The organism is Gordonia sp. SCSIO 19800, assembly GCF_018132775.1.
Taxonomy (GTDB): Bacteria; Actinomycetota; Actinomycetes; order Mycobacteriales; family Mycobacteriaceae; genus Gordonia; species Gordonia hongkongensis.
The window spans coordinates 152,930-171,450 of the sequence record NZ_JAGRQM010000008.1; the positions used below are offsets into that span (position 1 = coordinate 152,930).

Below are 18,521 nucleotides of genomic sequence, written 5' to 3' on the forward strand. Positions count from 1 at the left end.
GCTCACCGTACGGGTAGGGTTGGCCGCGGGGATGAGCGGCTGATCCGCCACTCATCTGCGCGGTCTTCAACCGCCTCCCGACCCCCGTGCCCACGGCGCACACACCACTGGGCATCACCTACAGACCACCACGTCGAGTTCAGGAGTTCACAACGATGGCCTTCTCCGTCCAGATGCCCGCCCTTGGTGAAAGTGTCACCGAGGGGACAGTCACCCGGTGGCTGAAGGAGGAGGGCGACACAGTCGAGGCCGACGAGCCGTTGCTCGAGGTGTCGACCGACAAGGTGGACACCGAGATCCCCGCCCCCACTTCGGGTGTGCTGACCAAGATCATCGCGCAGGAGGACGACGTCGTCGAGGTCGGCGGCGATCTCGCCCTGATCGGTGACGCCGACGAGGCCGGTTCCGACGACTCCGGTTCGGCCGATTCCGATTCCGACGCCGCCGGCGGCGACGAGCCGACCGAGGCCGCGCCCGAACCCGAGCCCGAGCAGGCCGCCGAGGAGCCCTCCGTCGACGAGGACGCGCCCGCCGAGAAGCCCACCGCCGACACCGGCTCGGGCTCGGCCGAGGGCACCGACGTGCTCATGCCCGAACTCGGCGAGTCGGTCACCGAGGGGACGGTCACCAACTGGCTGAAGGCCGTCGGCGACGAGGTCGCCGCCGACGAACCCCTGCTCGAGGTCTCCACCGACAAGGTCGACACCGAGATCCCCTCGCCGGTCGCCGGCACCCTGCTCGAGATCCTCGCGCAGGAGGACGATGTGATCGAGGTCGGCGGCAAGCTCGCCGTTATCGGTGATGCCTCGGCGGCTCCGTCGAAGAAGAAGCCCGAGCCGGAACCCGAACCGGAACCCGAGCCCGAGCAGGAGTCCGCGCCGGAGCCGGAGCCCGAGCAGGCGCCGGCCCCCGAGGAAGAGCAGAAGCCGCAGCCGAAGGCCCAGGAGTCCAAGGCCCCCGAGCCCAAGGCACAGGCCGCGGAGAAGTCCGACCCGCCGACCGTCGAGTCGACCCCGTACGTGACGCCGCTGGTGCGCAAGCTCGCCGCGGAGAACAACATCGACCTGAACGCCATCAAGGGCACCGGTGTCGGTGGCCGCATCCGCAAGCAGGACGTGCTCGCCGCGGCCGAGGAGGCCAAGGCCCCGGCGCAGGAGTCCGCCCCGGCCGCCAAGCCCGCGGCATCGTCGGCGCCGGCCGCGTCGTCGGGCTCGCCGGAGATCCGGCCCGAGCTCGCCGAGCTGCGCGGGACGACGCAGAAGATCAACCGCATCCGTCAGATCACCGCGAAGAAGACCCGCGAGTCGCTGCAGCAGAGCGCACAGCTCACCCAGGTCTTCGAGGTCGACATGACCCGCATCGCCGGGCTCCGCAAGGCGGCGAAGGAGAGCTTCAAGGCGTCCGAGGGCGTCAACCTGACGTACCTGCCGTTCATCGCGAAGGCCGTCGTGGAGGCGCTGAAGGCGCATCCCAACGTCAACGCGTCGATCGACGAGGACAAGAAGGAGATCACCTACTACGACAAGGTGCATCTCGGCATCGCGGTCGACACCCCGCAGGGGCTGCTGTCGCCGGTCATCCACAACGCCGACGACCTGTCGATCGCCGGTCTGGCCCGCGCCATCGCCGACATCGCGTCCCGGGCGCGCTCCAACGGCCTCAAGCCCGACGAGCTCGCCGGCGGCACGTTCACCATCACCAACATCGGAAGTCAGGGCGCGCTGTTCGACACCCCGATCCTGGTGCCGCCGCAGGCGGCGATGCTGGGCACCGGCGCGATCGTCAAGCGCCCGGTCGTCATCACCGGTGAGGACGGTTCGGAATCGATCGCGGTGCGGTCGATGTCCTACCTGCCGCTGACCTACGATCACCGTCTGATCGACGGCGCCGACGCGGGCCGCTTCCTCACCACGGTGAAGAAGCGTCTCGAAGAGGCCGCCTTCGCCGCGGACCTGGGCCTCTAGCCCAGATCTCCTTCAGACGGCACACCGAGGACACAGAATGCGCATCGCCGTCGCCGGATCATCGGGACTCATCGGCAACGCCCTGGTCAACTCGCTGCGCGCGGCGGGCCACACGGTCACACGTCTGGTCCGCCGCGAGGCACGCGCCGATGACGAGTTCAGCTGGGATCCCGAGACGATCGGCGTCCCGCCGGAGAGTCTCGACGGCGTCGAGGCGGTGGTCTCGCTGGGCGGTGTGGGAGTCGGCAACGGTCGGTGGACCGGCCGATTCAAACAGGAGCTCCGGGACTCGCGGATCACCCCCACCGAACTGCTCGCCGAGGCCGTCCGCGATCTCGGCATCCCGACGTTCGTGAGTGCCAGCGCCACGGGCTACTACGGGAACACCGGTGGCCACGCCGCGGTAGAGACCGACGGCCCCGGCGAGGGGTTCCTCGCCGACCTGGTCGTCGACTGGGAGCGCGCCGCCACCGCCGGCGTCGGCGCGGACACGCGTCTGGTCCTGCTCCGCACGGCGCCGGTCCTCAGCACGCACGGCGGCCTGCTGGGCAAACTCCGGCCGTTGTTCAAGCTCGGGCTCGGCGGACCGATAGGTGACGGCAAGCAGTACTTCTCGTGGATCAGCCTGATCGACGAGATCCGCGCCATCGAGTTCCTCCTCGACTCCGACGTGTCCGGGCCGGTGAACCTGAGTTCGCCGGGCGCCGTCCCGTTCGGTGAGTTCACCTCGGCTCTGGGCCGGGCCGTGCACCGCCCGACGATCCTGCAGGTACCCGCCTTCGCGGCGCGTCGGGTCGGCGGCGAGATGGCCGAGGAAATGATTCTGTTCAGTCAGCGCGTTACACCCAAGGTGCTGACCGATCACGGATTCACCTTCACCCATCCCGGTGTCGACGAGGCCCTGGCCTACGCCACCGGTTCCACCAGTCATGACTGAGCGTCCGATCCGCGGGAGTGCGGAACCGGTCGAGGTCCGCCATCTCGGCGTCGTCGACTACCAGACGGCCTATGACCTGCAGCACGGGCTGGCGACCGACCGCGCCGACGGCGTCCTGGACCACGACGTGCTGCTCCTGCTGGAGCATCCGTCCACCTACACCGCGGGCAAGCGCACGGAGGACGCCGACCGGCCCACCAACGGGGCGCCGGTCATCGACGTCGACCGCGGCGGCCGGATCACCTGGCACGGACCGGGACAACTCGTCGGCTATCCGATCGTGAAGCTTGCCGAGCCGCTCGACGTTGTCGAGTACGTCCGTCGCCTCGAGGCGGCCCTCATCTCGGTCTGCGCCGCTCTCGGCGTGACCACCGGCCGCGTCGACGGACGTTCCGGCGTGTGGATCACCGACGACGCCGGTGAACGCAAACTCGGACAGATCGGTATCCGCGTGGCACGCGGGGTGGCCCTGCACGGATTCGCACTCAACATCGACCCCGACATGTCGGCGTTCGAGGCGATCGTCCCCTGCGGGATCGCCGACGCCGGGGTCACGTCCCTGGCGCGCGAACTCGGCCGGCCGTTGTCGGTGGCCTCTCTGCTCGACGTCACCGCCGATGCCGTACTCGCCGCCCTCGACGCCACCGCGAACCCGGTCGCGTCGGCACAGTCCTCTCCATCCTCTACTGCGAGCGTAGGATCGATCCAGTGACCGCGTCCCCCATCACCCCCGGACCCGGTGCCCCCGAAGCCACACCCTCGGCCTCGGCATCCGCACCACAGACCCCGACCCCGGCCCCCGAGGGCCGCAAGCTGCTCCGCCTCGAGGTGCGCAACGCGCAGACCCCCATCGAGCGCAAGCCGGAGTGGATCCGCACCCGCGCGACGATGGGCCCGGAGTTCACCGAACTCAAGGGCCTGGTCAAGCGCGAGGGTCTGCACACCGTCTGCGAAGAGGCCGGCTGTCCCAACATCTACGAGTGCTGGGAAGACCGCGAGGCGACGTTCCTCATCGGCGGCGAGCAGTGCACCCGACGCTGCGACTTCTGCCAGATCGACACCGGCAAGCCCGCCGAACTCGACCGCGACGAACCCCGCCGCGTCGCCGAGAGCGTCCAGGCGATGGGCCTGCGCTACTCGACCATCACCGGCGTCGCCCGCGACGACCTACCCGACGAGGGTGCCTGGCTCTACGCCGAGACCGTCCGCGCGATCCACCGCCTCAACCCCGGTACCGGTGTGGAGAACCTCATTCCGGACTTCCACGCCAAGCCCGACCTGCTGGCCGAGGTCTTCGACGCCCGGCCCGAGGTACTGGCGCACAACCTCGAGACCGTGCCGCGCATCTTCAAGCGCATCCGCCCGGCCTTCCGCTACGAGCGGTCCCTCGAAGTCCTTACCGCCGCACGCGATTTCGGCCTGGTGACGAAGTCGAACCTCATCCTCGGGATGGGCGAGACCCCGCAGGAGGTGCAGTCGGCGATCGTGGATCTGCACGAGGCGGGCTGCGACATCCTGACCATCACGCAGTACCTGCGTCCCTCGCCGCGGCATCATCCGGTTGAGCGGTGGGTCAAGCCCGAGGAGTTCGTCGATCACTCCGAGTTCGCCGAGGAGGTCGGATTCGCCGGCGTCATGGCGGGTCCGCTGGTGCGGTCGTCGTACCGGGCGGGCCGCCTGTACGCGCAGGCGATGGCCCATCACGGTCGCGAGATCTCACCGGCTCTCGCGCACCTGGCGGCCGAGGGATCGGCCAGCCAGGAGGCCTCCAGCCTGATGGCACGCCTCGCCCGCTGACGCCCCGCGCGTCCGGTGATCATCGGACGGTCACCCGATGCCCCGATCGCTCGATCCACGTACGTAAACTGGCCTCATGGCAAAGGCGCAGGTGAGCAAAGAGGTCAAGGCCGAGAAGAAGAAGGCCCGTAAGGCCGCATCGAAGGAACGGCGCCAGCAGCTCTGGCAGGCCTTCCAGATGCAGCGCAAAGAAGACAAACGACTCATCCCCTACATGGTGGGTGTCATCGTCCTGTCGATCGCGGTCTTCACCGCTCTCGGATTCGTTCTCGGTTCGCCGTGGCTGCTGATCCCGCTGGGCGTGGTGCTGGGCATCCTCGGCGCCTTCATCCTGTTCGGCCGTCGCGTCCAGAAGAACGTGTACACCAAGGCCGAGGGACAGCCCGGCGCCGCCGGATGGGCACTGGGCAACATGCGCGGGCAGTGGCGGGTCAAGCAGGCCGTGGCCGGCACCTCCCAGCTCGACGCCGTGCACCGCGTCATCGGCAAGCCCGGCATCATCCTGGTCGCCGAGGGCTCCCCGACTCGCATCAAGTCACTGCTCGGCCAGGAGAAGAAGAAGGTCGCGCGGGTCGTCGGCGACACCCCGATCTACGAGATCATGGTCGGCAACGACGACGGCCAGGTCCCGCTGTCGAAGCTCGAGCGGCACCTCAACAAGCTGCCCAGCAACATCGACCGTAAGCGGATGGAGACCCTGGAAGGCCGGCTGTCCGCCCTCGGCAGCAAGGCCCCCGGCCCCGGCATGCCGAAGGGTCCCCTGCCCGCGAATGCCAAGATGCGCAGCATGCAGCGCACGGCGCGCCGCCGCGGCTGACGCCTCCGCGTGGCCCGACTCAACCCATACGGGTCATCGTGGGTGATGAGCGACCCGAGCGCGTCTCAAGGACGAAAAGGTACGGCCCCACGATCTGCACGTCGACGTCGTCCGCGTCTCGCGTCTCTTTCAACCGCCACGCCTGCTCACCGCTCTGCGGGTCATAGGCAACCAACGCCCGCGGGCCGGGTTCGTCTTGCTCTCCGTCTCCTTCGAAGATCAGGCGTGTGCCGTCAAAGGCCTTGTACCGCTGGTGAGTGCTCATCGGGATCGTTGCCCCGGCGACGCCGGAAGCGGCCTCGATGAAAGTCCACCGGTAGCCGACATCGGCCAGCGCCTGCACGCCGACGTAGCGGCCAGCCAGGAGGGAGACGTCGTCGACGATGTTGCCCTCGACGGACCAGAGCAGCTTCCCGTTCACGGTGGACACTGCGCCGGCGATCGGGCGGTCGGATTTGTTCTCGCCCTGGACGGGCAACAATGCGCCCTCGGTCGCGGTCGGGCGCCCGTTCGGGAGTTCGAGATCCGCCAACAGGCCGTGTTCGATACCCTGCCGATCGAAGAGCCTCAGGGATCGGCGCGGATAAACGGTGTGACTGACCGCAAAACCGGTTCCCGTCGCCGCGACCCTGATCCAGGTGTTCGCACTTCCCTGCGCGTCATCATCATCGGCCGCGCCTCCCGGTCCGCGAAGTTCGTCGTCGGCGGCGGAGTCGTAGAGGACGTCGCCGGTAGGCAGCGACAGGACTCGAACTCCTACTTCGCTGTCGCCGACGACAATCACGTCGCCGGCCTCGGACAACGCCGGGTCACCTATCTGCTCGGGAAGCACCTGGGTCCACCGCTGTCGCCCGTCGGATTCGAACGCCGTCAGGGTGGTCGTGGCCCGATAGCTCACAGAGTCGTACAACACCGACGTGACCAGAAAGCCGTCTGCTGCGCGGACGATCTGGCTCCGGCCAGACCGCACGGTCGCGGTCGCCGAGACCGCGCCCGTGGCAGCCTCGAGAAACGCCACTTCGGTCTGTCGGTCACTCACCGAGGCGACACAGGCGAGTCGTCGGTCCCGACTCAACGCGCAATCACTGGCCAGGAACGTTGACGGGTTGCGCCACAGCGCTCTTCCGTTCGTCTGGTCGAGCGCCACGACCCCGCCTGCCGACGTGAGGTCCGATGACGCACCAGCGATGACCATCCGGTCGTCGGCGGCGAGGGGAATCACGTACGTCGCGGGTTCCGGCGAGCCGAGAGCGAGTTCCTCCGACGTTTCCCACAGCGGTTCGGGTTGCGTGGGTAAGGCGCGGATGACCGGGTCCTCGCCGTGCTCCCCCGTCGGCGCACCGAGCACGGTACCCGATCCTTCGACCGTGCGTGGTACCGCCAGCGTCACGGTCAGCACAGTCGCGAGCGCGAGCGTCCCGAGTACGAGGATCGCCAGTCCGGTCGTCGTACCGGTTCCGCGACGGGCCCTCGGGGATCGCGAGGGCGGCATTCCGACCGAGTGATAGTCGCCTGGGTACGGCCGGGTCAAGGCTTCGCATCCAGCAGACGAAGCGAACCCGACTCGCCGGCCACACCGGTGATGACTTGAAAGAGGTACGGTCCGACGAAACGGTATTCGCGCTCGCCGTCCGGGTTTCCAAGCGTCCATACCTCACGTCCGCTCGACAGTTCGTAGGCGACCATCTGCGGAACACCGTAGTTCGAACCGAACCTGTCTGCGAAGACGGCCCGAACTCCGTCGAAAGCGAGGAGACGGTTGTTCCCGGCGGCCATGGTCGTCGCGCTCTGTGGTTTGTCGAGATCGAGAACCACCCATTCCTCGGAGTTGCTGCCCGTCGTCTCAGAACCGGCCACATACTGCCCACCCAATAGTTCGGTACCGAGAAGGCTGCCGGCGAACGCCGTCAGAGCGACGACCTCGAGCGTCTCCAATGAGGCGGCACCGATGGCCTGACGGTTGTCCACATCGGTTCCGGTGACGGGGATGAGGTCTCCTTCTGAACCGGACGGCGCGAAGGGCAGCACGACGCCGTCGATCGTGCCGCGTAGGGTGCCGCTGTCGTCATAGACGGTGGTGGTACGGGCGCTCGTCAGGATGCTGACCGCGAAGCCGGGCCGGGCCACGGCGACCTGGATGATGGCCGACCCGCCCGGACCGCCGTGGGGCTCGAGGTCCTGGGCGGAGTCGTACAGCACAGTTCCAGTGTCGAGGGCGTACACCCGCGCTCCGCGCTTGTAGTCAGAGACCGCCACCACGTTGCCGGACTCGGACAGTTCCGGATCGGACAGCCCCACGGGAGGACGCTGCACCCAGGAATGCGAACCGTCGGAACTGAACCAGTTCAAGGTCGCCGCATAAACGGCCTCGGTTTCGACGAACCGCCGGCTCGTGACGAGGAAGCCGTTACCTGCGGAGGCGAGGGTCGGGTCTTGTGGACCGTCTGCGATCTCGAACGATTTCGTCGCCGTCACCGCACCGGTGCCGACCGCGATGAACCCGAGATCGACGGTGGTCGGCGCACTCCCGCGACGGAGGCAGGCGAGCCTGCCATCGCGGCTGAGAGCGCAGGTCTCGGCTCGAAACGCCGATGTCTCGGGCCAGAGTTGCCTGCCGTCCGCAGCGTCGAAGGCCATCAGTTCGGTGACGGATGCGCTCGTGGGACCGCCGACGACGATCTGCCGATCAGCTGCGAGCACCGTCGGCACCCGGGTGGTGTCCGGGGTTCGCAGCCCGGCGATGTCAGACATGTCCGCCGACCACCGCGGGGTCGGGGTGGTTGCCAGGGGGTCGACATCGGGATACCTGTCGTCGACCGCGCTGCGGTCTGTGGTCGCCGCGCTGTCTGCCACCACCGCGGCGTGCCCGTCAACAGACCGAGGCACCGCCAGAGTGACGATCACCCCCATCGCAACGATCACCGTGCCCATGAAAAGGGCCACGACGGCCCCCGACTTCCCCCGCATGCGACCACTAAATCACAGCGACGATGGCCATCCCGCCCCTAGTTCCACAGCGAATCGATTAGCGTATGGAGAACGACCTGCCGCCCCGGGTCAGCGGGTCCGGACGAGCGCGGTACCGGTTGCGCGGTCGTGCAGGGCGCGTCCGTTGTAGTCGTTGATCAGCGCCGGGACCAGGAAGATCATCAGCAGCTGGCGGAAGAAGGCCCGGACGATCCCGACCGCCGCCGGGCTCTGCTCGCCGGTCGCTTCGGCGGTGTTGCGCTCGACGCCATAATCCACTCGGGCGACGCGCATCCCGATGACGAGCTGGCCCGGGGTGAACCCGAACAGCGTCACCGCGAAGATGCCCATGACGAACCACACGCCCATCTGCGCGGTGCCCAGATGCGGCGAGTTGAAGCCACCGAAGAACGCCATCGCGAGCCCGCCGGCGATCAGCCAGTCGACGAGCAGGCCGGCCACCCGCGGCCAGCCGGTGGCCAGCGACCCGGGACCGCTCTCCGGCAGGCCGAGATCCTGTCCCCGGTACTCGTTGTCCACGCCGTCCGCGGGACCGATCTGCGGTCCCGACAGCCAGGAACCCGTGACTCGTCCCATCGGTGATGACTCCTCTCACGCGACCGCGCAACCCCCTCGGTCCGCGTCGTCGCCGCACTGGGAACCATCGTAGTCGCTGGTTGTCGTGACCCGTCCCGCCCGTTGGCCCCTGCCGCTAGGGTTGGGATGCGCCGAGTGCGACGGCCCCCGATCACGCTGTGTAGCCAACACCACTGCGCGTGTAACACGGGGGAAACACGGACTTGACGCATGGGCAACTTCGCCTCCATACGGTTGCCGCTGAGATCCGCTGCTGTTTCTCAGTGGCGGATGTGGCGTGTCCCCATACACGGACCACCGATCACGAAGGAGTCACCGCACGGTGTACAGCAGTAAAGAAGAACTACTCGAGGGCATCAAGAAGGAAGGTGTCGAGTACGTCGACATCCGTTTCTGCGACCTGCCCGGTGTCATGCAGCACTTCTCGATCCCCGCGTCGGCCTTCGACGAGGACGTCTTCGAGGACGGGCTGGCGTTCGACGGATCGTCGGTGCGTGGCTTCCAGTCGATCAACGAGTCGGACATGATGCTGCTGCCCGACCCGGCCACCGCGCGGATCGATCCGTTCCGCAAGGCCAAGACGATGAACCTCAGCTTCTTCGTCCACGACCCGTTCACCCGCGAGGCCTACAGCCGCGACCCGCGCAACGTCGCCCGCAAGGCCGAGGACTACCTCGCCTCCACCGGCGTCGCCGACACCTGCTTCTTCGGTGCCGAGGCCGAGTTCTACATCTTCGACTCGGTGTCCTTCGGTTCCGAGATGAACGGCACCTTCTACGAGGTCGAGTCCGAGTCCGGCTGGTGGAACACCGCGTCGCCGACCGATCCCGACGGCAGCCCCAACCTCGGCTACAAGGTCCGCCCGAAGGGTGGGTACTTCCCCGTCGCACCGTACGACCACTACGTCGACCTGCGTGACGAGATGTCCACCAACCTGCAGAACTCGGGCTTCGAGCTCGAGCGCGGCCACCACGAGGTCGGCACCGCGGGCCAGGCGGAGATCAACTACAAGTTCAACACTCTGCTCCACGCAGCCGATGACGTGCAGCTGTTCAAGTACATCATCAAGAACACCGCATGGCAGAACGGCAAGTCGGTCACCTTCATGCCGAAGCCGCTCTTCGGCGACAACGGTTCGGGCATGCACGCCCACCAGTCGCTGTGGAAGGACGGCAAGCCGCTGTTCCACGACGAGGCCGGCTACGCGGGCCTGTCGGACCTGGCGCGCTACTACATCGGTGGCATCCTGCACCACGCACCGTCGCTGCTGGCGTTCACCAACCCGACCGTGAACTCCTACAAGCGTCTGGTGCCGGGCTACGAGGCCCCGATCAACCTGGTCTACAGCCAGCGCAACCGGTCGGCCTGTGTGCGTATCCCGATCACCGGCAACAACCCGAAGGCCAAGCGCCTCGAGTTCCGTTGCCCGGACAGCTCGGGCAACCCGTACCTGGCGTTCGCCGCGATGATGATGGCCGGCCTGGACGGCATCAAGAACAAGATCGAGCCGCACGAGCCCGTCGACAAGGACCTCTACGAGCTCCCGCCGGAAGAGGCCAAGAGCATCCCGCAGGCCCCGACCTCGCTGGCCGCGGTCATCGACCGTCTCGAAGAGGATCACGAATACCTCACCGCCGGTGGCGTGTTCACCGAGGACCTCATCGAGACCTGGATCGCGCTCAAGCGTGAGAACGAGATCGAGCCGGTGCAGATCCGTCCGCACCCGTACGAGTTCTCGCTGTACTACGACTGCTGAGCCCAGGCTCCGACGTCGACTCGGCCCGCTCCGCGATCGCTCTCCGATCGCCGAGCGGGCCGTTTCGTTGTCGGCCGGTTCGATCCATCAATCCGCGCGAGCAGCCGTGTCCGACCGTCCCGCCGTGCGACGATGAGCCGCATGGGCACACTGCTGACGTCCGACGAGTTCGAGATCCGCCTGCTGTTCGCGGAGTCGGTCCCGGAGGTGATGCAGTTCGTCCGCGACGTGGTCCGGCAGCGCGAACCGATCGCCCTCGAGCTCGAGGGGTCGGCGCACATCGTGAATCTCGCCAACGTACGGCACTTCTCGTTGGTCGACGAGACCGACGACGTCGTAGCGGATTCCGACGAGCGGACCACGGTCGTTCTCTCCATCGCCGAGGCCAAGGAGTGACGACCCGAGCCAGCGCCGCCGGACCAGGCCGGACCGTCAGTCGCCGGCGGCGATGATCACCTTGAGCGCGTGCTCGTCGGCAGCGTTCGCGAACGTGTCGTACGCCTCGTCGAACTGATCGAACGTGAACCGGTGGGTGATGAACTTCTCCGGGGAGATGTCCCCGCGTTCGATGCTCTCCAGGAGTTCGGGTGCGGTCGTGGCGTTGACCAATCCGGTGGTGATCGTGAGGTTGTTGATCCAGTCCCGCTCGATCGGGAAGGTGACGCTCTCCCCGTGCACGCCGACGTTGGCGACATGACCGCCGGGACGGACGGAATCGAGCGCGACGCCGAACGTCGCGGGCACCCCGACCGCCTCGATCGCCACGTCCACCCCGAGCCCGCCTCGGCTGAGTTCCTTGAGTTGCGCGACCACGTCCCCGCCTGCGTTGACGTCGATCGTGTCGGTCGCACCGAAGTCGCGCGACTGCTCGAGCCGGAACTTGTTGCCGTCCACGGCGATCACCTTCGACGCGCCGGCCGCCGACGCCGTCATCACCGACGCCAGCCCGACCGGCCCGACCCCGACGACGGCGACGACGTCGCCCTCTGCGACGGCGCCGTAGAGCACCCCGATCTCGTAGCCGGTCGGCAGGATGTCGCTGAGCATCGTGCCCTGCTCGGGAGTCACCTTCTCGGGAAGCGCGATCAGACCGTTGTCCGCGAACGGAACCCGGACGTACTCGGCCTGGGTGCCGTCGATGAGGTGACCGAAGATCCAGCCGATGCCACCCACTGTCTGGCAGTGCGACGTCAGACCCGCTCGGCAGAACTCGCACGTTCCACACTTGCTCACGCAGGACACGATCACGCGATCCCCGACCCGAACCCGCTCGCAGCCCGGACCGACCTCGGTGACCACTCCGACGCCCTCGTGCCCGAGGATCCGACCCGGCGTGACCGCCGCTACGTCGCCCTTGAGGATGTGCAGATCGGTTCCGCAGATGGTGGTCACCTCCATCTTGACGATGGCGTCCGTCGGTTCCAGCAGGACCGGATTCGGAACGTCCTCCCAGGCCTTCTGACCTGGACCGTGATACACGAGAGCTTTCATGGCCGACTCCTTGTGGTTGCGGGTCCTCGCGCGAAGATTAGGCATGGGTGCGCTCGCAGAACGTCTCACCTTGAGACGACTGCCCGGCCGGGAAGAAGTCTCACTTGATGGCGACAGGGTTGACAGGAGAACCGGTGGCCTCGTTGATCTTCAGCGGCGCGGCCACGTAGAAGAACGTGTAGACCCCGTCGTCGGCGCAATCGGCGGCGAGCTTCTCGAGGTCGCAGATCTCGGTGAACGCCACGCCGAGGTTGCGCATGAGCGCGTTGTGCAGCACCAGAGCGGCGCCGTTGTTCGGGTCCACGGTCACCCCGTTCGCGATGGTGTCGGTCACGAGATTCGGTATCTCCATCTCCTGGAACCAGGACACGAGTTCGCGGGAGTAGACGAGGCCGGATTCGCAGAAGTCGCTGTAGAACTCGACGGCGTTCTCGAAGAACAGTTGCAGGTGATTGGTTCGGATCACCACGATGTCGCGCGGCTGGATCTCCGTGCCCTGGTACTCGGCACACGCGATCAGATCCTCGTGGTCGAACGTCTCGTACGGCTCCAGGTAGGCCTTACCCCGGTGACGTGCGATGTCGAGGAGCACGGCGCGACCGACCACTCCACGCTCGGCGATCGGCGCGACGCTGGCCCTCGACAAGCCCCCGATCGTGGTCCTCGAGTCGTACCCGTTCCAGATCTGGCCGTCGTACCAGACGTGGCCGAGCGCGTCGTACTGCGTGGAACCCTGGAGCGATGCGGTGAGCTTGTCGTCGGCGCAGTGCATGCCTCCGGGGAAAGCAGGCCCTTTGCCGTCATCCCAGTGCGATTCGTCAAGGGTCATCTCGCGAGTGGCAGGGCTACGACCCGGCCACACGGGGTCACCGTGGGGATCGCCGATCAGGCGCTGAAGCGTGAACACCGCGCCCCGCCTGATCTGCGCCGCGCCCGCCAAGACCTGTGCGGCCGTCAGATGGTTCAGGCTGCCCACCTCGTCATCGGGTCCCCATCTGCCCCAATTGGTGGGCGAGTCGGCGAGGATCTCGCTGAGATCGGGCACGGCGGCATCTGCCATCGATTCACCTTCCGCAGGGTGTCAGCGCGCGACGCGCGCTGGATGTGCAATCGGGTGCCGAGCGGCAACGCTGACGTGCGTCGAAACAGCACCCGCAATACGGCATGTGATCCGTAACACTTTTGGGACTTGTTACCCTGCCGACTCACCGAATACGACCGTAGTTTGGACGAATGACCCGTGATGTATACGTCGAAGACCTCGTACCCGGTGACCGGATTCGCCTCGAAGGCACCCCGCGAGTGGTTCGCACCACCAGCCGTCTCGACGACAACCAGCTACGCATCGAGCTCGTCAAGGGCCACGACGACCTGAGTGAGGTCATCCTGGACCGCACCGTCAAGCTGCAGGTCAACTGACGCCTGATTCGACGATCCCGACGTTCGGGCGGACCTATGGGTCAGGCCGCCCGGGCGCCGTCGAGATCGCCGAACACCGCCTGATTGTGGTCGAAGGCCGCGATGGCCTCGTCGACGAGCCGTTCGATCCCCTCGGCATCGAGCGGTAGCGCGTCGAGCCGTGCCCGGTAGGCGTCCTTGTAGCGCTTGAGCTTGTCGATCCCGTCGAACGAGTAGAAGCTCAGCGCCGCGTCGTCGACCCCGTAATGCTCTCGCATGCGGTGGGCCACCACCTGGCCACCGCTGAGGTCGCCGAGATAGCGGGTGTAGTGGTGTGCGACATATCGTGCCGGGTCGTCACGCGTGGACTCGATCGCGGTCACATAGCGCGCGACCGCCGGCAGCGGCGACGCCGTCGACGGGTCGATGCCGAAGGAGGCGAGGTCGGCGCCGAGGCGTTGCAGGCGAAGCAGTTTCGGGTCGAGCACGGCGTCGGCCACCGGGTCCCCCGCCAGGTCGGCACCGACACGCTCGAGCGCCTCGTAGACGAAGTACAACTGGACCGCCAGGCGCTGATACTCGCCGGAGTCCAACCGGCCCGACATCAGATCGTCGATGAACGGCGCATGCTCGGCGCGCTCGTGCGCCACCGCTGTGGCCGAACGCAGACGTTCGGAGATACTCGGGCGGTCGTGTGGTCCGACGTTCTCGGGATCGGGCGTCATGATGCCACCAGTGTTACCACCAGAGTCCGGTGATCGGAACCCGGCAGGTAGTGGGTGTCCATCGACGTGGCCACGAAACCGCGCAGGATGACCCGGTCGATGGCGACCAGCGGCCGGTTGCCGAGCTGCTTGTCGGTGGGATAGCTCGGCAGGAACCCGGCACCGGCCATGTCGGTGCCGTCGACGAGCCCGTTGGTCAGCAGGCTGCGGTACTTCGCGTGATTCCAGGTGGAGTTGTAGTCCCCGATCGCGATCACCCGGCCGGGTGGGAGCTCGGCGAAATGTGCGGCGAGCGTGTCCATGTCGTCGTGCCAGTCCCAGTTGCGACCCCACAGCGGCGCCGCCGGGTGGATGGCCAGGACCTGGGTCCCGGCGGCGCCGGGCAGGTCGGTGCGGGCCTGCAGGTTGTGCAGCACCGTCCCCGGGATGTTGTATCGCTCGTCCAGCGGGCGCTTGCTGAACATCGCGGTGCCGGCCGCGTAGGTGTACGGAATGGCGAACTCGTGCGGCAGCGAGCGGCCGATCTCACTGCGCCGCAGACGTTCCAGCGCCTCGGGGGTGACCTCTTGGAGGGACACGAGGTCCGGATCGGCATCGGCGACGATCTTCTCGAGCGCACCCAGGTCGCCTCCGCCGAAGAGGAGGTTGGCGGAGACGACGGTGAACCGCTCGCCGGACGGCGCCGCGTTGGCGATGACCAGCGGCACCTGGGTGTAGGCCAGACCGCCGACGGCCACGAGCGCAATCGCCAGCATGAACCAGCGCCGCAGGACCGCGAAGACGACGATCGCGATCACTCCGGGGATCAACGCGAACTGCACGGCGCTGGTGAGGTACAGCGCGACGTCACCGCGGGACGGGTAGAAGTGCAGGAACACGCCCAGCACCACGCCGGCGAGCATCGCCCACCCCAGGACGTACGCGGCCGCCCACAGAAATCTCGTCATCGCTCCCCCATGTGATCCGGTGTTCCCCCGCCGGAGTCAGCTGCGCCCTTCCACGCCCGTCCGCTTCTCTCCGCGCTCAGGCCCCGAAGACCTTCAGCACCACGGCCTTGGCCCGGCGCGTCACCCGGAGATAATTCTCCAGGAACTCGTTGGCCTGGTCCTCCGGCCATCCCGCGGCAAACGCGATCTGGCGCAGTTGTGCACCCGGCCCAGGTAGTTGATCGATCGGCTTGCCACGCACCAGGACCAGCGCGTTGCGCGCCTTCGTCGCGGTCGTCCAGGCGTCCTTCAACAGCGCGACGTCGTTCTCCGACAACAACTCCGCCGCGCCGATGGCATCCAGTGAGTCCAGCGTCGACGTGTTGTGCAGGCTCCGATAGCGGTGCGCATACTTCAGCTGCAGGAGCTGCACCGTCCACTCGATGTCGGCGAGACCACCGCGGCCGAGCTTGGTGTGGGTGGCCGGGTCGGCTCCGCGCGGCAGTCGCTCGGCGTCCACGCGGGCCTTGATCCGGCGGATCTCCCGAACGGCGTCGTTGCTGACACCGCCGGCCGGATACCGCACGTGGTCGATCATGTGCAGGAAGTCGATGCCGAGCGCCTCGTCGCCTGCGACCTGGTGCGCGCGCAGCAACGCCTGGACCTCCCAGGGCTGGGCCCATTGCGCGTAGTACGCGGCGTAGGACGCGAGGGTTCGCACGATGGGGCCGTTCCGGCCCTCGGGCCGTAGTCCGGTGTCGACCTCCAGCGGCGGGTCCGCGCTGGGGCTGCCGAGCATCGACCGCACGTTCTCCGCGATCGTCTGTGCCCACTTGAGTGCCTCGGACTCCTCGGCGTCTCGATCGGGCTGGCAGACGAACATCACGTCGGCGTCCGAGCCGTAGCCGAGTTCGCCGCCACCGAGCCGGCCCATGCCGATCACCGCGATGCGCGCCGGCGCCCGAGTTCCCCGCTCGCGCTCGGAGATGTTGATAGCCACGGTGAGCGCTGCGTTGAGCACCGCCGCCCACACGCTGGACAGTGCCTTGCAGACGGCAGGCACGTCCAACAGTCCCAGTACGTCGGCGGACGCGATGCGGACGAGCTCGGCGCGCCGATGCGAACGCGCTACGGCCACAGCGCGTTTCATGTCCTGCTGGCGGACCGTCGAGGCGACGAGGCCCTTGGCGACGTCCTCGGGGCGCACGTTGCACAGCTTGGGCCCGTCCGGCCCGTCGGAGTACTGGTGGATCACCTCGGGGGAACGCATCAGCATGTTCGCGATGTACTCCGACGTCCCGAGCACCTTCATCAGCCGCGCCGCCACCACGCCGTCGTCGCGCAGCAGTCGCAGGAACCAGTCGGTGTCCTCCATCACGTCGCACAGCCGGCGGTAGTTCAGCAGGCCGGCATCGGGATCCGGTGTGTCCCCGATGTGTTCGAGCAACTGCGGCAGGATGAGCAGCTGGATCTGACCACGGCGTCCCGGCGCGTTCGACAGCGCGCGGATATGGCTCAGTGCCCGATCGGGTTTCGCGTAACCCAGTGCGGCCAGCCGCCTCTCGGCGGAGGTGTCGGTCAGGGTGAGCTCGTCGGTCTTGAAGCGCGTGACCGCCTCGAGCAGCGGGCGGTAGAACAGCTTCTGGTGCAAGCGGCGGACCCGCAGGCTCTGGTGGCGGATCTGTTCGCGCAGCACCCCAGTCGCGTCGAGTTCGCCCTCTCGCCGGATGTGCGCGGCGCGGGCGAGCCAGCGCAACGCCTCGTGGTCGTCGGGCTGCGGCAAGAGATGCGTCCGGGACATGCGCTGCAGCTGCAGCCGATGTTCGAGGAGACGCAAGAACTGGTACGACGCACTGAGATTCGCGGCGTCGTCGCGTCCGACGTAACCGCCCGCGGTGAGCGCGGCCAGCGCGTCGACGGTCGGCATCACGCGCAGGTTCTCGTCCACCCGGCCGTGCACCATCTGCAGGAGCTGGACCGCGAACTCGACGTCGCGCAGACTGCCGCGCCCGAGTTTGAGGTTGCGCTCGCGCTCGTCCTCGGGGAGCAGGGATTCGACGCGGCGTCGCATCTTCTGCACCTCGGGCACGAAGTCGGGCCGCTCGGCCGCCTTCCACACCATCGGTTTGACCGCGGCGATGTAATCGTCGGCGAGCTGCATGTCGCCGGTCATCGCCCGGGCCTTGAGCAGCGCTTGGAACTCCCAGGTCTTGGCCCACCGTTCGTAGTAGGCCACATGCGATTCCAGGGTTCGGGTCAGCGCTCCGGACTTCCCCTCGGGCCGTAGCGCGGCATCGACCTCGAAGAACGCGAGCGAACCGATGCGCATCATCTCGCCCGCGATCCGCGCCGCGGTACCGTCGGCCGGGTCACTGACGAAGATGACGTCGACGTCGCTGACGTAGTTCAGTTCGCGCGCACCGCATTTGCCCATCGCGACCACGGCGAGCCGGACCGGGATGGGATCGTCCCCGCAGACCTCGGCGAAGGCGACGGCGAGGGCGGCGGTCAGGGCGGCGTCGGCGCAGTCGGACAGGTAGGCACCCACCTCGGGCAACCACATCACCGGTTCGTCCTCGACGGTCGAGGCGACGTCGTGGGCCGCGAGTTGCAGGATCAGGTTGCGGTAGGCCAGGCGGAGTGCGATGACGGCCTTCGGGCCGGTGAGCGCCGACCGGTACACCCGGTTGCCCTTCTCGACCTCGCCCGGAACGGGCTCGGCACCGACGGAGGCGAGCATCAGACGGTCGACCTCGGCACGGTCGGGCAACTCGTCGGCGAGCAGGAGCCGCCAGCTCGACGGTTCGGCGACCAGGTGATCGGCGAGCGCGTCCGACGAACCGATGACCGCGAACAGGCGCCCACGGAATGCGCGCTCCGCGCGCACCAGGCCGTCGATCTCGGACCACTCGTCGCCGACGGCGCTGCGCAACCGCACGAGCGTACGGAGGGCCAGGTCGGCGTCGGGAGACCGCGACAGGGCCCACAACACGTCGACCGATTCTGGCGTGTTCCACCCGAGATCGGCGAGGTTCCGGGGTGCGGAGTCGTCGAGCAGACCCAGCCGGCCCGCGCTGGGGACGGTGCTGCGTCCGGCTCGCCCCGGGGGTCCCGATCGTGTTGTCACATCACAAAAGTAGCGACCG

General features: G+C 67.6%; 16 protein-coding genes. 8 read left to right on the plus strand and 8 right to left on the minus strand.

Annotated elements, in window-relative coordinates; all coding sequences use genetic code 11:
* Positions 1-155 precede the first annotated feature (155 nt).
* The 5 genes from sucB (at position 156) to KB201_RS11825 (ending at position 5,515) form a co-directional block, all read left to right on the plus strand.
* Entirely contained in the window at positions 156-1,964 is a 1,809-nt protein-coding gene (gene sucB, locus KB201_RS11805; RefSeq protein WP_211539341.1) for a 2-oxoglutarate dehydrogenase, E2 component, dihydrolipoamide succinyltransferase, read from the plus strand.
* A gap of 37 nt (positions 1,965-2,001) precedes the next feature.
* Positions 2,002-2,901 carry a TIGR01777 family oxidoreductase gene (locus tag KB201_RS11810; RefSeq protein WP_211539342.1) on the plus strand — a complete coding sequence of 300 codons (900 nt, stop codon included), beginning with the start codon at positions 2,002-2,004 and terminating at the stop codon, positions 2,899-2,901.
* Positions 2,894-3,613, plus strand: a complete 720-nt coding sequence (gene lipB / locus KB201_RS11815; protein WP_078112795.1) for a lipoyl(octanoyl) transferase LipB — start codon at positions 2,894-2,896, stop codon at positions 3,611-3,613. Before KB201_RS11810 ends, lipB begins: the two co-directional genes overlap by 8 nt.
* Entirely contained in the window at positions 3,610-4,698 is a 1,089-nt protein-coding gene (lipA, locus tag KB201_RS11820) for a lipoyl synthase (protein ID WP_068971687.1), read from the plus strand. Before lipB ends, lipA begins: the two co-directional genes overlap by 4 nt.
* 76 nt (positions 4,699-4,774) lie before the next feature.
* Positions 4,775-5,515, plus strand: coding sequence for a DUF4191 domain-containing protein (locus KB201_RS11825; RefSeq protein ID WP_058253111.1), 741 nt, complete (start codon positions 4,775-4,777; stop codon positions 5,513-5,515).
* Positions 5,516-5,534: 19 nt separating this feature from the next.
* On the opposite strand, the gene KB201_RS11830 is transcribed toward KB201_RS11825, so the two are convergent.
* From KB201_RS11830 to KB201_RS11840, 3 genes are all read right to left on the minus strand, one after another.
* On the minus strand, positions 5,535-7,007 hold the full coding sequence (locus tag KB201_RS11830; protein ID WP_078112794.1) for a PQQ-binding-like beta-propeller repeat protein: 1,473 nt from the start codon (positions 7,005-7,007) through the stop codon (positions 5,535-5,537).
* Between the two features lie 35 nt (positions 7,008-7,042).
* Positions 7,043-8,482 carry a hypothetical protein gene (locus KB201_RS11835; RefSeq protein WP_078112793.1) on the minus strand — a complete coding sequence of 480 codons (1,440 nt, stop codon included), beginning with the start codon at positions 8,480-8,482 and terminating at the stop codon, positions 7,043-7,045.
* A gap of 90 nt (positions 8,483-8,572) precedes the next feature.
* Positions 8,573-9,079 (minus strand): RDD family protein, encoded by a 507-nt coding sequence (locus tag KB201_RS11840; RefSeq protein WP_078112792.1) that lies wholly within the window; start codon positions 9,077-9,079, stop codon positions 8,573-8,575.
* A 322-nt stretch (positions 9,080-9,401) separates the two neighbouring features.
* On the opposite strand from KB201_RS11840, the gene glnA reads away from it, so the two are divergent.
* A complete protein-coding gene (gene glnA / locus KB201_RS11845; RefSeq protein WP_010841141.1) occupies positions 9,402-10,835 on the plus strand; it encodes a type I glutamate--ammonia ligase in 1,434 nt (477 codons plus the stop codon).
* A 141-nt stretch (positions 10,836-10,976) separates the two neighbouring features.
* A complete protein-coding gene (locus KB201_RS11850) occupies positions 10,977-11,231 on the plus strand; it encodes a hypothetical protein (RefSeq protein WP_068971686.1) in 255 nt (84 codons plus the stop codon).
* A 36-nt stretch (positions 11,232-11,267) separates the two neighbouring features.
* On the opposite strand, the gene KB201_RS11855 is transcribed toward KB201_RS11850, so the two are convergent.
* The gene (locus tag KB201_RS11855) at positions 11,268-12,326 is read right to left on the minus strand and encodes a zinc-binding dehydrogenase (protein WP_165629879.1); all 1,059 of its coding nucleotides are present in this window, start codon (positions 12,324-12,326) and stop codon (positions 11,268-11,270) included.
* Between the two features lie 100 nt (positions 12,327-12,426).
* Positions 12,427-13,386 carry a cyclase family protein gene (locus tag KB201_RS11860; RefSeq protein WP_165629878.1) on the minus strand — a complete coding sequence of 320 codons (960 nt, stop codon included), beginning with the start codon at positions 13,384-13,386 and terminating at the stop codon, positions 12,427-12,429.
* A gap of 173 nt (positions 13,387-13,559) precedes the next feature.
* Here KB201_RS11860 and KB201_RS11865 point away from each other — a divergent pair, with 173 nt between their 5' ends.
* A complete protein-coding gene (locus tag KB201_RS11865) occupies positions 13,560-13,745 on the plus strand; it encodes a hypothetical protein (RefSeq protein ID WP_165629877.1) in 186 nt (61 codons plus the stop codon).
* 41 nt (positions 13,746-13,786) lie between these two features.
* On the opposite strand, the gene KB201_RS11870 is transcribed toward KB201_RS11865, so the two are convergent.
* The 3 genes from KB201_RS11870 to KB201_RS11880 all read right to left on the minus strand — a co-directional run bounded on the left by KB201_RS11870 (position 13,787) and on the right by KB201_RS11880 (position 18,502).
* A complete protein-coding gene (locus KB201_RS11870) occupies positions 13,787-14,449 on the minus strand; it encodes a heme oxygenase (biliverdin-producing) (RefSeq protein ID WP_165629876.1) in 663 nt (220 codons plus the stop codon).
* Positions 14,446-15,396 carry an endonuclease/exonuclease/phosphatase family protein gene (locus KB201_RS11875; RefSeq protein WP_165629875.1) on the minus strand — a complete coding sequence of 317 codons (951 nt, stop codon included), beginning with the start codon at positions 15,394-15,396 and terminating at the stop codon, positions 14,446-14,448. The genes KB201_RS11870 and KB201_RS11875 overlap by 4 nt, the downstream gene beginning before the upstream one ends.
* Positions 15,397-15,472: 76 nt before the next feature.
* Entirely contained in the window at positions 15,473-18,502 is a 3,030-nt protein-coding gene (locus tag KB201_RS11880; RefSeq protein ID WP_211539343.1) for a bifunctional [glutamine synthetase] adenylyltransferase/[glutamine synthetase]-adenylyl-L-tyrosine phosphorylase, read from the minus strand.
* Positions 18,503-18,521: the final 19 nt, after the last annotated feature.

Coding starts and splice junctions, on each gene's coding strand:
- sucB (WP_211539341.1), top strand. CDS start 156: ATGGCCTTCTCCGTCCAGATGCCCGCCCTTGGTGAAAGTGTCACCGAG.
- KB201_RS11810 (WP_211539342.1), top strand. CDS start 2,002: ATGCGCATCGCCGTCGCCGGATCATCGGGACTCATCGGCAACGCCCTG.
- lipB (WP_078112795.1), top strand. CDS start 2,894: ATGACTGAGCGTCCGATCCGCGGGAGTGCGGAACCGGTCGAGGTCCGC.
- KB201_RS11825 (WP_058253111.1), top strand. CDS start 4,775: ATGGCAAAGGCGCAGGTGAGCAAAGAGGTCAAGGCCGAGAAGAAGAAG.
- KB201_RS11830 (WP_078112794.1), bottom strand. CDS start 7,007: ATGCCGCCCTCGCGATCCCCGAGGGCCCGTCGCGGAACCGGTACGACG.
- KB201_RS11835 (WP_078112793.1), bottom strand. CDS start 8,482: ATGCGGGGGAAGTCGGGGGCCGTCGTGGCCCTTTTCATGGGCACGGTG.
- KB201_RS11840 (WP_078112792.1), bottom strand. CDS start 9,079: ATGGGACGAGTCACGGGTTCCTGGCTGTCGGGACCGCAGATCGGTCCC.
- KB201_RS11850 (WP_068971686.1), top strand. CDS start 10,977: ATGGGCACACTGCTGACGTCCGACGAGTTCGAGATCCGCCTGCTGTTC.
- KB201_RS11855 (WP_165629879.1), bottom strand. CDS start 12,326: ATGAAAGCTCTCGTGTATCACGGTCCAGGTCAGAAGGCCTGGGAGGAC.
- KB201_RS11860 (WP_165629878.1), bottom strand. CDS start 13,386: ATGGCAGATGCCGCCGTGCCCGATCTCAGCGAGATCCTCGCCGACTCG.
- KB201_RS11865 (WP_165629877.1), top strand. CDS start 13,560: ATGACCCGTGATGTATACGTCGAAGACCTCGTACCCGGTGACCGGATT.
- KB201_RS11870 (WP_165629876.1), bottom strand. CDS start 14,449: ATGACGCCCGATCCCGAGAACGTCGGACCACACGACCGCCCGAGTATC.
- KB201_RS11875 (WP_165629875.1), bottom strand. CDS start 15,396: ATGACGAGATTTCTGTGGGCGGCCGCGTACGTCCTGGGGTGGGCGATG.